Consider the following 15,352-nt stretch of genomic DNA (forward strand, 5'->3'; position numbering starts at 1 on the left):
CAGGCCGAGCGGCCCCCGCAGCCGACTCAGCGGGTCAGAGGGTCAGCAGGTCAGCGGTCCCACGGAGCGGCACCGGCGCCGTCGTCGCTGCGCGCAGCGGCAGCGCTCGAGCCGCCGCCGCGGGGATGCGCCGCGACGGCACCGGCCGGCGCGTCGAGCAGGTCCTGACGACGATCGAAGTCGTCCTCGATCTCGGCCGTGGAGCGGATGCGCCGTCCGCCCGGGACGGGCTCCTCCGGCCAGCGCCGGGTCAGCTCGAGGCCCAGGGCCGCGCCGGCCCCTCCCCACAGCCAGAAGGCGTTGTCGTAGCTGATGGTGGCCCCGGCGACCACGACCCACGTGAGGACGTGCAGCACGCCGATCAGCGGCGGCACGCGCCCGCCGGAGCGCAGGATGAGCAGGCCCATGCCGGCCACCGTGAGCCCGCCGACCAGCATCCCGTTCTCGGCGATGATGCGGCCGAGCACGGAGTACACGTCCGGGATCGGGTTGTAGTGCTGGAAGGTCTCCAGGGGCATGCGCCCGGAGACGAACTCCTGGTTCACATTGCCGCGGCCCAGTCCGCCCCAGAAGGCGATCGGGTCCTCCATCAGCCGCTTCACCACGGCCTGCACCGAGCTGCCTCGGTCCGCCCAGGACCAGTTGAAGCTCTCCGAGCGCTCCTGGAGCACGCTGGAGGCCACCACGGCGGCGCCGAGCGCGGCGGCCGGGACGCCCAGCAGGAACAGCCAGGCCTGGCGGATGGCCACCGGCAGGATGATGGCCATGGCCACGACCGCCACGACGACGACCGCCGAGCCGGAGCCGGAGATGGCCGCCGCCCACACGGCCAGGCCGACCGCAGACCACTCGAGCCAGGACGGGGTCATGCCGTAGTGGCGCAGCAGCACGATGAGCACCATGGCCATCAGCGTCACGGACCCGACCATGAACGACGTCTCCGGGAAGAACCCGAAGGGGCGCCTGACGTACAGCAGGAAGGTGTCGGCGAAGTCCGACATGTTGGCGTAGCCCGGCAGGGTGTAGAGCCACATGAACGGGATGGTGTCGAGCCGGTCGATGAACACGAGCTTCTGCACCACGGCGTAGCCGGCGGAGCCGATCAGGGTCCAGGACAGCCAGGCGATCGCACGGCGGCGCAGGAAGAGGACGGCGGCCGCGGCTCCCGGCAGGGCGAGGGTCGCAGCGACCCACGTGATGGTGGGGATCAGCTGCAGCGGATCGGAGGTGAGGAACAGGCGGATGAAGGCCGAGAAGAACGGCACCGCCGCCAGCACCACGGCGATCGCGAACAGGGGCAGGTAGCGGATGGCGCGCAGCACCAGGATGCCGGCGAGCACCGATGACACGGGGATGTTCGTGTCGCCGCCCACCGGGATCCCCGCGTACGGGAAGGCCGAGAGCACGATGAGCAGCCCGGACAGCGCGCGGTCCAGGCGCGTCCCGGTCTCGGGGAGGCGGCCATCGGGCAGGGCGGTGTGCCGAGCCGGGCGCAGCGTGCTGATCTCCGTCATGCTGCCTGCTCCTTCCTGGTCCTGGGGATGCTCATGCGAGGACCCCGATCGGATGCGTCCTGCTCAGCCGCGGGGGACTGCCCCGAGCACGGCCTCGACCGTGGGCTGCCAGTCCGCGCGGGACGAGGTGTCGGCACCGGTGCGCGGTCCGGCGGCGACGGCGTCGTCGAAGCCCTGGCGCAGCGCTGCGGCGAACGCGTCGCGGTCGTGGATGTCCGCGAAGCGGGCGGGAGAGTGCGCGCCGTTCTGCTCGCGCAGCGAGGTGAGGTCGGAGGCCACGACGGGCAGCCCGGCGGCGATGGCCTTGGCGAGGATCCCGGACTGGGCGTCGAAGTGCGTGTAGGGCAGCACGACGACGGCCGCGCCCTCCAGCGCCCTCTGGAACTCGCCGCGCTCCAGGAAGCGGTCCTCGAGCCGGACGGTGCCCGCGCGCTCGGCCCGCTCGCGCAGGGTCGCGGCGAGCTCGGGGCTCTCGGCGCGACCGGCCACGAGCAACGGCACGCCCGCCTGCCCGGCGGCGTCGATCGCGAGCTCGACGCCCTTGTTGGCGCGCAGCTCGCCCAGCACCAGCGCGTAGGGCTGCTCGGGCAGCTCGAGGCGGGCGGAGGCGGCGGGACCGTCGTCGTGCAGGGGCACGGGCACCGACTCGGCGGAAGCCGCCTCGTCGATCCGGGTGCTCGTGGGCAGGGGCACAGCGACGAGGTCGCCGCGGGTCTCGCCCAGGTTCTGCTGCGCGGTGCTGCGCTGGTCCCGGCCGTGCACGATCACGCGATCGCAGCCGGTGGCCGCCCCCAGCTCGAGGCGGCGCAGCAGCCGCAGGCGCAGCGAGGCGCGGGCGTCGTCGTGATGCGGGCGGACGTTGTGCAGGAACAGCACCGAGGCCTGGTCCCTGCCGGGGGTGAGCACGGCCGGGAACGGGTACTTCGAGGAGTCCAGCGCCACGACGGCTCCGGGGCCGGCCTGGGCGGCCAGGCGGCGGATCTGCAGGTGCTCGCGCACCAGGTCCAGGACCTGGATCCCGCGACGCAGGATCCCTGAGCCGGTGCGCCGCGGGGGGATCGACTCCACGATCTGCAGCCCCTCGACCCGGGGCCGGCCCAGGTAGGCGTCGGCGCCCTTGCGGGAGAGAAGGACCACGCGCTGCGTGCGGGGATCCGCGGCCAGGGCCATGGCGGTGTCCGCGGCGTGCTCGATCTGGCCCCCGTACTCGGTGGGGCACACGACGAGCACGCGGGCGCCCCGTGAGGTGGTGGGGCGCCGGCTCACGGTGCGCGCCTGCCGGCCTGGGAGCCGGCGCGGGCCAGGACGATCAGCAGCCCGACCACCAGGCCGACCACGACGCCCACGAGGCTGTTCATCGACGGCGAGGGCGAGGCGGGGGCCAGCGGCACCTCCGCCTCGTCCATGATCGACAGCTGCACCGGGGACTCATCCGGGGCCGACGAGCCCTCGAGGTCCGCGGCCCGCTCGACGAGGCTCTCCGAGACGCCCTGGGCGATCTCGGCCGCGCGCTGCGGGTCCGGGTCCTCGGCGGTGACGCTGAGCGTGGCCGTGTTCGGCGCGTTGGTGACGGTCACGGCGTCCTCGACCTCGTCGCCGACCTCGTCCGAGACCGGGCGGAGGACCTCGGAGGAGGTGCCGATCGCGGCGTAGGAGGCGGCGCGGGACTGGGCGAACTGCTCGCCCATCTGCAGGTCCTGGACCGTGGCTGACTCGGAGACGTTCACGAAGATCGTGGTCTGCGCCTCGTACGACTTGGGCATGAGCAGGGCCGAGCCGTAGCCCAGTCCGAGCCCGACGAGTGCGCACAGCACCACGATCGGCCACCAGCGCCGCAGCGCCTTCAGATAGCGTGCCAGGGTCACGACGGTTCTCCCCTCGAAGCTGCGCCGGGGTCCCCACCCCGGGCGATGCATGGATCCTGCGCCCCGCGACGGGCCCGCCGTCGCGCCGCCGCCAGCCGGATCCGAGACCACGGTCGGCTGCCAGGCGGAAGGGAGCCCAGAAGCGTCCCCGGCGCATCGGGCTCAGACGATACCGCCTGGTCTGCAGGCCCGAGCCTCATCGGACCGGCTCGCAGGCCCGGGCCCGGCACAGTTGTGCGGACACACGGGGCGCCGACCTCGGCTCCGAGCACTCGTTCGCCCCAACGACGCCCCGCGCATGTGGGGACATCGCTTCGGGAACTCATGAAGCGAAACATGCCGGAGTTCCGATTCCGGGCCGGCGGTGCCAGGCTCGTGGCGGGCCGTGCGAGCGCCGCGGGGAAGGTGCCGCGACCCGAGCGCGGCCATGGGCGGCCGCAGGCGCTGCCGCACGATCCGGCAGGCGGCGCCGGAGCAGCATCGATGACGGGAGACTCCTGTGACCACGAACGACCACCGAGGCAGACATCTCGCCGCCGTGCCCGAAGAGGGCGGCGGCGTCCCCCTCGTGACGGTGATCATGGGCGCCTACAACGCTCAGCGCTTCATCGGCGAGGCGCTGACCTCGCTGATGCGCCAGACCTGGCAGAACCTCGAGATCATCGTGATCGACGACGGCTCCCAGGACGCCACCGCCGAGCTCGCCCGGGTGTACGAGCGCATGGCGCTGCCCGGCCGGCGCGTCATCGTGCAGAGCCAGGAGAACACCGGCGTGGCCGGCGCCCGCAACCGCGCGCTGCGCATGGCCAGCGGCGAGTTCGTCACGTTCCTGGATGCCGACGACGCCTTCATGCCTGCGGCGATCTCCCGGATGGTGGCCGAGCGCGAGCGGCTGGGAGGAGGCAGGGTGCTGGTCTCCCTGCAGGGCGTCGAAATCACGCGCGGACCGCTCGACACGACGCGGCCCCTGCACCGGGAGCCCGTGCCCGAGCCCAAGCACCAGCGGGAGGTGATGCTGCAGTACAACATCGGCAGCCTGGCCAGCCTGTTCCCACGGGAGTTCTTCGACGAGGTCGGGCTCTTCGACGAGACCCAGAGCTATGTCGAGGACTGGGAGCTGTGGCTGCGGGCGGTCTTCTCCGGCTGGCGGTTCCACCGCCTCGAGGAGGTCCTGCTGCTGCTGTGGTGGTCGCCGGGATCCATGAGCTCCGATGTCGAGGACATGGGCCGCGGGGAGGACCGGGCCCTGCAGCTGCTGCTCGCGGGGTTCCGGGAGGAGATGACGCCGGAGGAGATCGCGTTCGTGGAGCACCGACTGTCCGTCGGGTCCCCGCAGCGGATCATCCGGCAGTCCAACGAGGCCCTGCGTGCCGGACGGATCGAGGAGGCCAAGCAGAAGCTGCTGCTGGCCGCCGAGCTGATGCCGGCGCAGAAGCGGGTGGGGGTCAAGGCGCGCATCGCGAGGGTGCCCGGCGGCATGCGACTGCTCAAGCGGCGCCAGGAGACCACGGACGAGATGGTCGACTACGACCCGGTGATGGGGCGCTGAGCCTTCCCGCGAGCTGCGGCGCCTCCCGTCCTGTCGGGAGGCGCCGGGCACGGTCGCGTCAGCGGCCCACGCGCAGCCGGTCCCTGAGCACGGAGCGGGCGATGACGCCCAGGAAGCGCGGACCGCGCCCCAGGTAGCGCCCGGCCATGCGCCGCGGCTCCTGCACCAGCCGCCAGGTCCACTCGCCGCCGATCATCTGCAGCGCGCGCGGGGCGCGCCGACGGGCTCCCGCCGCGAAGTCCACGGCCGCCCCGGCGCCCACGTAGACGGCCGCGGGCAGCTCTCGGCGCCAGTGCTCGAACCAGGCCTCCTGCTTGGGCGAGCCCAGGCAGAGGTAGACCAGGGACGGATCCAGCTGCGCCAGCCGGTCGATGACCTCCTGGGAGAGGGGGTCATCGACCCTCGGCATGTACGGGAACGGGACGTGGTGCAGATCGGCCCCCGGATGCGCTGCCTTCAGCCGGGCCACGGCCTCGGCGGCGACGTCGTCGGCACCGCCGGTGACCACGATGCGCCAGCCGCGCTCGGCGCCCACGGCAGCGGTGTGCGGCAGCAGGTCCGCCCCGGTGTGGCGCTCGGCCTGCGCCAGGCCCAGCACCCGCGCCAGGCCCACGAGGGGCATGCCGTCGACCAGGCGCAGCGAGGCCCCGCGATAGGCGGCCAGCAGCGCCGAGGACGTGCGCAGCGACAGGACGTGATCGACGTTGGCCGTCACGACCAGCTCGGGGCGGCCTGTGTGCGCCAGGCGGTCCAGCTCGTCGTCGACCTGGGCGTCCGAGCCGATCATGAACTCCATGCCATCCAGCAGGAGGCGGCCGTCCAGCGCCTCGAAGCGAGGCGAGAAGGCCCTGTCCCGGGCCTCCGCTGCCTGCATGAGCCGCCCGACGGCGGCCGGAGCCGACAGGTGCGCGACCGCGCTGCGCAGCTCGGCGCGGTCCAGTCCGACGCTGCGTCGGATCCGCTCGGCGAACTCGCGGGGATCGCGGGGGGAGGTGAATCCGGTGCGCCCGTCCTGCACCAGCCCAGCGGGATCCGCGCCCTCGGTGGACACGACCGGCATGCCGGCCGCCAGCGATTCGACGATCACCGTGGGGAAGCCCTCGTACCCGGCGAAGGTGGTCATCAGGAACACCCCGGACGAGGCCTGGACGCGGGCGATCTCCTGCGGAGCCACGGGTCCATGGATCGTGATCCGCCGTCCGATCTCCCGGGGCAGCGCCTCGACCTGCCGGGTGAGGGCCTCGAGCTCGGTGCCCGGTCCGTAGAAGTGCAGGGACCACGGCGTCTCGGGATCCTCGCGGACCAGCTCGGCGAAGGCCTCGACGGCGAAGTCCGGGGCCTTGAGCTTCTCGACGCGTCCGATCCACACGATCCGGTGCGGATCGCGGACGGGGGCCTCCGCGGCGGCGCGCTCGAGCAGCTCCGGCTCCCACCAGGTGGTGGCCGCACGGGCGATCGGGTTGACCCGCTGCACCGCCTCCAGACGGGCGGGGCTGAAGACGCGGACGTCGACGGCGCGGCGGATCACGGCGTTCTCCAGCCGCGGGTGGATCTGGCCGGCGAAGCGCCAGAAGGAGTCGGAGGACCTGCCGGTCGTACCGGCCACCTGGGTGTGGATCACGTAGGCCAGGGGGATCCGCAGCAGCGAGCCGAGCGTCAGCGCGGTGTCCATGCGGTGGCACTGCAGGCGGCGAGCCGGAGGCAGCGACTTCCGATGGCGCACCACGCCCGCCACGAGCCGGGCCGTGTGGGGGATGCGCCGCGACTGATCGGCCGGATCCAGGCTCACGACCGGAAGGAAGCGGAAGGTGCGCTGCCCGAGCACGTGCGTCTCCCACCGGCCGACGCGCTGCGGATCGCCGCCCGGAGTGGTGTCCACGCCCACGACCGCCACGGACACGGAGGGGTCGAGATGCCGCAGGATCCCGCGGATCACGGTGTCGATGCCGCCGGGGGAGGCGCGGGCGGCGTCGAACTGGTGGATGATCAGCCAGTCGACCGCGGACCCGCGTCTGCTCGGTGCCCCGGGCGCGAAGTCCTCCTCGGTCCTGAGGTCCCGTCCGTCCTGTGCGGCGGCTGCGTCCAGGACGAGCGCGGCGCCATTGCCGACGTCGTGGCCGTGTGCAGAGGTCATGTGCGCCTCAAGCCCTTCTGATGAGGGGCTGCGCCGAACCGCAGCCAGGATGCAGAGCGCATCCCCGCTGCGGGCTCCGGTCCGCTGTCCGCATCCCCATGCCGGCAGCTGAGCAGCCCGTTCTGATCCCCCGTGCAGGAGCCTCCGGTCTGGTGCCCACGGCTCGCTCCTGTGGTCAATGTACCAACAGCCCGACCGGCTCCCGGACCGTCTGACATGGGGTGAAGCGGCCGCGCGCCCGCCATGGTGCGGATCGGCTACGGCAGCGCTCCACCGCGGCCTCGTGAACGGGTCGGCATATGACGTCCGCGCCTCGGCATGCCTCGCATCAGCCCCCTACGCTGGGTGCGAGACCGGCCGGGGCCGCGGAGCGCGTGGGGACGCGCTCAGCGCGGGAAGGATCCCCGGATCGGGTGCTGCGCGGCGACGGCCGGAGGAGCGAGCCGGCTGCGCGCAGCCGCGGGGACAGCAGCCACGGCGACAGGGGGAGCGGCGATGACCGAGATATCGCGATCGACGGACGGCGGCGCAGCGCCCTGGGCCGTCGCGCACGGCAGACAGCGGGACGGGCCTGACAGGCAGCCCGACCGAGGCGCCGCGCCGAACAGGTCCTCGCACTGCGCTGCCCCGCGGGATCCCGAGCTGGGGACCGCGCGCTGGCTCCCCGGCAGCGCGGACGGCGAGGCCCTGGAAGTCCACGTGCACCGTCCCAGCGAGGGGCCGGTGCGCGCAGCGATCGTCCTGGCCCCGCCCGTGGGCCGCGAGCAGGTCATCTCCTACCGGACCCTGCGGGTCCTGGCGATCCGAGCGGCGGCAAGGGCCGGAGCAGTCGTGCTGAGGCCGTCGTGGAGCGGGGTCGGTGAATCAACGGGTCGGCTGCCCGCAGATCCGGCCGACGCTTGGCACGAGGACCTGCTGCGGCTGATCGCAGCGGCGCGCGAGGCAGCGCCGGGGGCGGCGGTCTCGGTCATCGGCCTGCGCCTGGGCGCCGCGGTGGCGGCCGGGGCGCTGCAGCATCCTGAGGCCGCCGAGCGCACCGTCCTGTGGGAGCCGGTCGACGGCCGGCGCTTCGTGCGCGAGCACCGGGCGCTGCGACGGATGTCCGCGGGCCTTCCGCCGGCGGAGGGGATCGAGCTGCCGGGGCTGAGCCTGAGCGCAGAGCAGGCCGCCTCCCTGGCCTCGCTGCGGCTGCCCTCCGACCAGGCGCTCCATGGCCGAGGCGACGTCAGCATCGTGCGCGCCGCGGCGCAGGACAGGGCCGGGGCCGAGCGCATGTACGCCGTGGCCTCACGGGATGCTCGGGTCCCTCTCGAGGTGCTGGACCGGGTCATCTCGCTGGCGGTGCCGAGCCCGGAGGAGCGCACGGCGCAGCGATCCTCCGCGGACGCCTCGGGTAGTGAGCGTCATCATGCGCAGACGGCGACGGCCCCCGCTCCGGAGCTGGCCTGGCCCAGGCACTGGGACAGCCCGCTCCGGGACGGCCTGCTCGCCGTGCGCAGCGAGTTCGTGACGATCGGCCCCCATCGCCTGCCCGGCGTGCTGACGCGGCCTGTGCCGGGGCAGGCTCCCGAGGCTCAGGCCTCACGGCCGTCGTCCGGTGCAGCGTGGGGCCGGGATGGAGGGCCGTCGTCGGGGCAGGCAGCGGGGCTGCTGCTGATCGCCGCCGATGCCGAGCCCATGGACGGGCCCACCGGTCTGTGGGCGCGCACCGCCCGGGAGCTGGCCGGGCAGGGGCTGGTCGTGCTGCGCGCCGAGCGCCGAGGGATCGGCGAGGCCGGGGACCCGGCAGCCCTGGGCGAGCCGATGCCGTACACCGAGGAGGCGGTGGAGGACACCATGGAGGCCGTGCGCTGGCTCAGGGCGCGCGTGGACGGACCCGTGGCCGCCGCGGGACTGTGCTCCGGGGCGTGGATGGCGCTGAAGACCGCCCGGCAGCTCGACCTGGCGATCCTGCTCAACAGCGTCGCCTGGACCCCCGATGGCGACTACTACTGGCGCTTCTACCGCGACGGCGCCGTGCAGCGGCTGCTGGGCGGACGCGAGCGCCTCGGACGGGACCCGCACGCATGGCGCGCTCGTCTCAAGCAGCGGCTGAAGACCGCGCGGCGGGTGGTGCTCAGCACCATGCCGCTGTGGCAGCTGCGGATCGCAGCGCGCACCGGCCAGGTCCAGATGCTGGGGCAGATGCTGCGGGATCCGTCGGGGCTGCCCCCGGTGGACCTGCATCTGGGCGACGGCGACCGCGAGAGCTTCGAGATGGCCGGAGGTCAGCGGGAGGTGCGCGCCCTGCAGCGCCGCGGCGTGCACTTCCGTGCGATGTCCCTGGGCGATGCGGATCACGCGCTGCTGGCCGAGTCGAGCAGGCGGCGCGCCGTGGCCGCGCTGCGAAGCAGCCTGGGCTTGGCGCACCCGAGCGCCGGGACGGCCTCGGTGCGGGACCGCGCCTCGGCCGGCGGCTGAGACCCGCGTCTCAGCCCGACGCTGCGGCGTCCGACCCGACGAGTAGCCTGGAGGCCTCAGTCCCGCACGCACCTCGAGCCGCCCCTCGATCCGAGTGCAGGGCCATTCGTCGTGTCGCCCCAGACCGCGCCCTTCTCGATCCAGCCGTGCCCACCAGGAGTCCCGCAGCACATGTCCCTCACCGGCCTCGCCGACATCCTCGCCCAGGAGCCCTCGCTGGCCACAGTCCGCGCCCAGGCGGGCGTGCGCCCTGCGGAGCGCTCCGCCGAGACCGTGATCAGCGTGGCCGATGGCATGCGCCCGGTGCTGATCAGCCAGCTGCTGGCGGGTCTGCGCAGCGCCCCGGCCGCCGGTGACCATCAGCCGGTCCTGCTCGTGGTCACCGCCACGGGCCGGGAGGCCGAGGAGCTCGAGCAGCAGCTGCCGGCCTGGGCCCCGCAGGCTCAGGTCGCCTCGCTTCCGGCCTGGGAGACGCTGCCGCACGAGCGGCTCTCGCCGCGCTCGGACACCGTGGGCCAGCGCCTGGACGTCATGCGCCGGCTGGCTCACCCGGAGCAGGGGGCGCTGGATGTCGTCGTGGCTCCGGTGCGCGCGGTGCTGCAGCCGGTCGTGGAGGGCATGGGGGACCTGCAGCCGGTGATCCTCGAGCGCGGGGCCGAGCAGTCCTTCGACGACACCGTCCGGGCCCTCGCCGCTGCCGCCTACTCCCGCACGGACATGGTCTCCCGCCGCGGCGAGTTCGCCGTGCGCGGCGGGATCATCGACGTCTTCCCGCCCACCGCCGATCACCCGGTGCGCGTCGAGTTCTTCGGCGATGAGATCGAGGAGCTGCGCTGGTTCGCAGTGGCCGATCAGCGCACCCTGCGCAGCGGCGAGCACCCGCAGCGCATCGTGGCTCCGCCGTGCCGCGAGCTGCTGATCACCCCTGCGGTGCAGTCGCGCGCCGCCCGGCTGAAGGACCGCCTGCCCGGGGCGGAGGCCATCCTGGAGCGGATCGCCGGCGGCATCTACTCGGAGGGCATGGAGTCGCTGGCCCCGCTGCTGGCCGATCGCATGGTGCCCGTGCTCTCGCTGCTGCCGGGCGGGTCGATCGTGGTGGTGCAGGAGCCGGAGAAGGTCCGTGCCCGTGCCGAGGACCTGGTGGCCACGAACGAGGAGTTCCTGGCCGCGGCCTGGGAGTCCGCGGCGGACACCGATCAGGCGCCGCTGGACGTGGCCCAGGCCCAGGCGCAGGCGCTGGACGACGACGGCCGCACCCTGGCCTCGGGGTCCTTCCACACGCTGGCCCAGACCCGCGAGACCGCTCTGGACGCGGATCTCGGCTGGTGGTCCACGACGGCGCTGATCGTGGGCGCGCAGCTCTCGGAGGTCGACGCCGACACCGACGAGGCGCTCGTGCGGCTGATGGACACCGACGCCGACACCCTGACCGTCTCGGGGCGGGCGCCGCGGCGCTTCGGCGGCGATGTGGAGGCTCTGCTGGAGCACCTGGGCTCGCTCGTGCGCGAGGGCTGGCGCGTGGTGGCCGTGACCGAGGGGCCGGGTCCGCTGCAGCGCCTGGCGGAGCTGATGGGCAGCGCGGACATCCCCGCCGCCCGGCACGAGTCCCTGGAGGCCGCGCCCACCGCCGGCGTCGTCGAGCTGACCACGGCCAGAGTGTCCACGGGCTTCGTGCTCGACGACCAGCGCGTGGCGCTGCTCAGCGAGGCCGACGTCCTGGGGCGCTCGTCGTCCTACGCGGCCAAGACCAAGACGGCGCTGCCGCAGCGGCGCCGGCGCAACGCGGTGGATCCGCTGGCGCTGCAGCCCGGCGACTACGTGGTCCACGAGCAGCACGGCGTGGGTCAGTTCATCGAGCTGATCGCCCGACCGATCGCCGGTGCGGTGACCAAGCCCGGGCAGCCCAAGCCGCAGCGCGAGTACCTGGTGCTCGAGTACGCCCCGTCCAAGCGCAATGGGCCCAAGGACCGGCTGTTCGTGCCCACGGACCAGCTGGACCAGATCTCGACCTATCAGGGCGGGGAGGCTCCGGTGCTGTCCAAGATGGGCGGCTCGGACTGGAATGCCAAGAAGCGCGCGGCCAAGCGGGCGGTCAAGGACATCGCCGCCGAGCTGATCCGCCTGTACTCGGCGCGCATGGCCACGCGGGGCCACGCCTTCGGCCCGGACACCCCGTGGCAGCGCGAGCTCGAGGAGGCCTTCCCGTACATCGAGACCCCCGATCAGGTCACCACGATCGACGAGGTCAAGGCCGACATGGAGAAAGAGGTCCCCATGGACCGCCTGATCTCCGGCGACGTCGGCTACGGCAAGACCGAGGTCGCGGTGCGTGCGGCCTTCAAGGCCATCCAGGACGGCAAGCAGGTCGCGGTGCTCGTGCCGACCACGCTGCTGGGCCAGCAGCACGTCGAGACGTTCTCCCAGCGCTACTCGGGCTTCCCCGTGCGCGTGGCGGGCCTGTCCCGCTTCCAGACCGCCAAGGAGTCCAAGGAGATCCTGGCCGGTCTGCGCGACGGCTCCGTGGATCTCGTGGTGGGCACCCACCGCCTGCTGAGCAAGGAGGTCCAGTTCAAGGACCTCGGCCTGATCATCGTGGACGAGGAGCAGCGCTTCGGCGTGGAGCACAAGGAGAAGCTCAAGGCCATGCGCACGGACGTCGATGTGCTGTCCATGTCCGCAACCCCCATCCCGCGCACGCTCGAGATGTCGCTGACCGGCATCCGCGAGACCTCCACGCTGGCCACGCCGCCGGAGGAGCGCCACCCCGTGCTGACGTACGTGGGCGCCTACACGGACCGGCAGGTCACCGCCGCGATCCGCCGCGAGCTCATGCGCGAGGGCCAGGTCTTCTTCGTGCACAACCGGGTCTCGTCGATCACCCGCCGCGCCTCGGAGATCGCCCAGCTGGTCCCGGAGGCCCGCGTGGCGGTGGCGCACGGGCAGATGTCGGAGACCGAGCTCGAGCAGATCATCCTGGACTTCTACGAGAAGCGCTTCGACGTCCTGGTCTCGACCACGATTGTGGAGACCGGCCTGGACATCGCCAACGCCAACACCCTGATCGTCGACGGCGCGGACAAGTACGGGCTCTCGCAGCTGCACCAGCTGCGAGGGCGCGTGGGCCGCGGCCGCGAGCGGGCCTACGCCTACTTCCTCTACGACGTCGAAAAGCCGCTGACCGAGACCGCCCTGGAGCGGCTCAAGGCCGTGGCCGCGCACAACGAGCTCGGCGCCGGCCTGCAGCTGGCGCAGAAGGACCTCGAGATCCGCGGTGCCGGCAACCTGCTGGGCGGCGAGCAGTCCGGTCACATCCAAGGCGTGGGCTTCGACATGTACCTGCGCCTGGTCGGCGAGGCCGTCTCCGAGTTCCGCGGCGACGAGGACACCGCGCCCACGGAGATGAAGATCGAGCTGCCGGTCAACGCGCACCTGCCGCACGACTACGTCCCGGGGGAGCGCCTGCGCCTGGATGCCTACCGCACCCTGGCCCAGGCCTCCGATGTGGACGGCATCCGCGAGGTCGAGGCCGAGCTGCAGGACCGCTTCGGCGAGCTTCCGGAGCCGGCTCGGCTGCTGCTCGAGGTCGCCCGCCTGCGTGTGATGGCCCGCTCGGTGGGCCTGTCGGACATCGCTGTGCAGGGGCCGAGCATCCGCTTCGCCCCGGCCGATCTGCCCGAGTCCAAGCAGATGCGCCTGCAGCGCATGCACCCCGGATCCAAGATCGTGCCGGTTCCGGGGGCCGACGCCTCCGGTGCCCGTCAGGTCCTGATCCCCAAGCCCAAGACGGCGCGCGTCGGAGGCAAGGACCTCACCGATGCCGCCGTGATCGACTGGGCTCGCCAGGTGCTCGTGTCGATCTTCGAGGCGCAGGAGCCGCAGGCATCGTCGAGCACAGCGCAGGCGCAGAGCGGTTCGCAGTGATCCCAACGTCGTCCCACGCCAGGGCGCAGATGTCCTCTACTGTGCGGAAGCTCATCTACTTCGGCTATTTAAGGGGACATGTCCGCTTTTCTGCACGGATCGCTACCTGATCGAGGACATCTCACCTATTCTTCTGAAGGTTGAGCGGATACGGGTTCACCACCCTGCCGCTGTACTGTGCAGAAGGTGCTTGTGACCTTGGGGGCACCAGCACCTCCCGCTGAAGCGGCAGACCCGCAGATGGAGCACCTGACCCTCGGGCAGCTCGCTGCGGCTGACGACCCGCGCGCGTCGCGCAGGCCCTTCGGCCCGTGACGCAGGAGAAGCCCCGCACCCTGGTCGGTGCGGGGCTTCTGTCGTCCCGTCCGCCCTCCCCAGCCGGCACCCCCAGCCATCCCGTTCGAGACTGCGGGAGACAGGAGCACGCCGAGGGGACGCAGCGGACGGCCTTCCGGGCCCGAATTGCGGCGGATGGGTCCCCTCGGCGACGATCCTCGACCGCGTACTCATTCCTGCCCATACCCTGCGTGTCCGCCCGTGAGAGATCGCCTGTGCAGGCCTTCGCGCCGCGAAGGCCTGCACAGGCGACTCCTCCTGGCGGCTCGGGGCGGCAGCGGGCCCGCAACGCTGCCGAGGCCACATTCCTGGGTACGACGACGGCGCGCCGCCCGATCCCGCGAGGGGAGGGGCGGCGCGCCGTGAAGGGGCCGGAAGATGCTCCGGACGAGGCTCAGTGGCCGGCGGGCTTGCTGATGTTGGTCGCAGCCGAGGCCGGCAGGTCCAGCGCCGTCTCGTGCCCGCCGATGGGGCGCGAGCGGGTCTTGGAGGCCATGATCCCGGTGGGGACCAGCAGGGCCGCTCCGTAGACGCCGATGCCCAGCAGGAAGAGCCAATTATCGTGGTAGGCGAACAGGTAGAAGCTCACCAGGATGGTGGCCATGGCGCCGATCAGCAGGATCAGGCTGACCGCGCCGGTGCCTTCGCCGGAATGACGGCGGACCTTGCGTCCCTGGGCATCGACAGCCATTGAGTCCTCGTTTCCATGGTGCGGCGCGTGCGGCCGCGATCGTGCGGGTTCCTGACGGCCAGTGTACGTCCTTCGTGCAGCGGCCGCTCCGAGCCCCTGCCCGCGAGCCCAGCTGTGGCCCGAGGGCGCGCGGCGGCTCAGCCGAGCAGGGCGGCTCCGGCCGAGGCGCCGATGCGCGAGGCCCCGGCGCGCAGCATCTCGACGGCCGCCTCGTGGGTGCGGATGCCGCCGGAGGCCTTCACGCCGATGCCTCGGCCCACGGCCGCGCGCATCAGCTCGACGTCCTGGACCGTGGCGCCGCCGGTGGAGAAGCCGGTGGAGGTCTTCACGTAGTCGGTGCCGCCGGCCACGGCTGCCTCGCAGGCGACGGTCTTCTGGGAGTCCTCGAGCAGGCAGGTCTCGATGATGGTCTTCAGCTGCGCCCCGCCCTCGTGGACGGCCTCGGCCACTGTGCGGACGTCGTGCTCCATGGTGGGGCGGTCGCCGGCGCGGGCGGCCGCGATGTCCAGGACCATGTCGATCTCCTGGGCGCCGTTGCGGATGGCCTCGCGGGCCTCCCAGGCCTTGGCCTCGGGCGTGGAGGCGCCCAGGGGGAATCCGACGACGGCGCACACCAGCACATCCGAGCCCGCCAGGGCCTCGGCGGCACGGGCCACCCACACTCCGTTGACGCACACCGAGGCGAAGCCGTGCTCACGGGCCTCGGCGCACAGCTGGTCGATGGCCTCCGCGGAGGCCTCCGGCTTGAGCAGGGTGTGATCCACGCGCGAGGCGATGTCCGCGGCGGTGATGTCCGACAGCGAGGAGATGGGCTGGCGCTCGGTGGGGTCGTAGGCGGAGGTCATGTGCTGGGCCTTCCTCATGTGTGGGGGATCCCGCCCT

9 protein-coding genes are annotated in these 15,352 nt (G+C 72.7%); 3 read left to right on the forward strand and 6 right to left on the reverse strand.

Annotated features, from left to right (window positions below):
• Positions 1-50: 50 nt before the first annotated feature.
• The 3 genes from QSJ40_RS03185 to QSJ40_RS03195 all read right to left on the reverse strand — a co-directional run bounded on the left by QSJ40_RS03185 (position 51) and on the right by QSJ40_RS03195 (position 3,379).
• Positions 51-1,514 carry a hypothetical protein gene (locus QSJ40_RS03185; RefSeq protein ID WP_285728643.1) on the reverse strand — a complete coding sequence of 488 codons (1,464 nt, stop codon included), beginning with the start codon at positions 1,512-1,514 and terminating at the stop codon, positions 51-53.
• A gap of 63 nt (positions 1,515-1,577) precedes the next feature.
• Positions 1,578-2,780, reverse strand: a complete 1,203-nt coding sequence (locus QSJ40_RS03190) for a glycosyltransferase (protein WP_053447746.1) — start codon at positions 2,778-2,780, stop codon at positions 1,578-1,580.
• On the reverse strand, positions 2,777-3,379 hold the full coding sequence (locus QSJ40_RS03195; RefSeq protein ID WP_024290033.1) for a YveK family protein: 603 nt from the start codon (positions 3,377-3,379) through the stop codon (positions 2,777-2,779). Before QSJ40_RS03195 ends, QSJ40_RS03190 begins: the two co-directional genes overlap by 4 nt.
• A 499-nt stretch (positions 3,380-3,878) precedes the next feature.
• On the opposite strand from QSJ40_RS03195, the gene QSJ40_RS03200 reads away from it, so the two are divergent.
• Entirely contained in the window at positions 3,879-4,928 is a 1,050-nt protein-coding gene (locus QSJ40_RS03200; RefSeq protein ID WP_285728647.1) for a glycosyltransferase family 2 protein, read from the forward strand.
• 58 nt (positions 4,929-4,986) lie between these two features.
• Here QSJ40_RS03200 and QSJ40_RS03205 read toward each other — a convergent pair whose 3' ends face one another.
• A complete protein-coding gene (locus QSJ40_RS03205) occupies positions 4,987-7,062 on the reverse strand; it encodes a WecB/TagA/CpsF family glycosyltransferase (RefSeq protein ID WP_285728648.1) in 2,076 nt (691 codons plus the stop codon).
• 699 nt (positions 7,063-7,761) lie between these two features.
• On the opposite strand from QSJ40_RS03205, the gene QSJ40_RS03210 reads away from it, so the two are divergent.
• Together QSJ40_RS03210 and mfd are read left to right on the forward strand one after the other, a co-directional pair.
• Entirely contained in the window at positions 7,762-9,522 is a 1,761-nt protein-coding gene (locus QSJ40_RS03210) for a hypothetical protein (RefSeq protein ID WP_285728650.1), read from the forward strand.
• Positions 9,523-9,693: 171 nt separating this feature from the next.
• Positions 9,694-13,443 carry a transcription-repair coupling factor gene (gene mfd, locus QSJ40_RS03215; protein ID WP_285728652.1) on the forward strand — a complete coding sequence of 1,250 codons (3,750 nt, stop codon included), beginning with the start codon at positions 9,694-9,696 and terminating at the stop codon, positions 13,441-13,443.
• Between the two features lie 730 nt (positions 13,444-14,173).
• On the opposite strand, the gene QSJ40_RS03220 is transcribed toward mfd, so the two are convergent.
• On the reverse strand, positions 14,174-14,470 hold the full coding sequence (locus tag QSJ40_RS03220; RefSeq protein ID WP_024290039.1) for a hypothetical protein: 297 nt from the start codon (positions 14,468-14,470) through the stop codon (positions 14,174-14,176).
• Between the two features lie 137 nt (positions 14,471-14,607).
• Positions 14,608-15,315 carry a deoxyribose-phosphate aldolase gene (gene deoC / locus QSJ40_RS03225; protein WP_024290040.1) on the reverse strand — a complete coding sequence of 236 codons (708 nt, stop codon included), beginning with the start codon at positions 15,313-15,315 and terminating at the stop codon, positions 14,608-14,610.
• Between the last annotated feature and the right edge of the window lie 37 nt (positions 15,316-15,352).

Origin of the sequence: Kocuria sp. NBRC 114282 (assembly GCF_030268385.1) — a bacterium.
Lineage (GTDB): Bacteria > Actinomycetota > Actinomycetes > Actinomycetales > Micrococcaceae > Kocuria > Kocuria palustris.

Bases quoted from the DNA above. Each gene is read 5' to 3' on its own strand.
- QSJ40_RS03205 (WP_285728648.1), bottom strand. From the start codon at position 7,062: ATGACCTCTGCACACGGCCACGACGTCGGCAATGGCGCCGCGCTCGTC.
- deoC (WP_024290040.1), bottom strand. From the start codon at position 15,315: ATGACCTCCGCCTACGACCCCACCGAGCGCCAGCCCATCTCCTCGCTG.
- mfd (WP_285728652.1), top strand. From the start codon at position 9,694: ATGTCCCTCACCGGCCTCGCCGACATCCTCGCCCAGGAGCCCTCGCTG.
- QSJ40_RS03220 (WP_024290039.1), bottom strand. From the start codon at position 14,470: ATGGCTGTCGATGCCCAGGGACGCAAGGTCCGCCGTCATTCCGGCGAA.
- QSJ40_RS03185 (WP_285728643.1), bottom strand. From the start codon at position 1,514: ATGACGGAGATCAGCACGCTGCGCCCGGCTCGGCACACCGCCCTGCCC.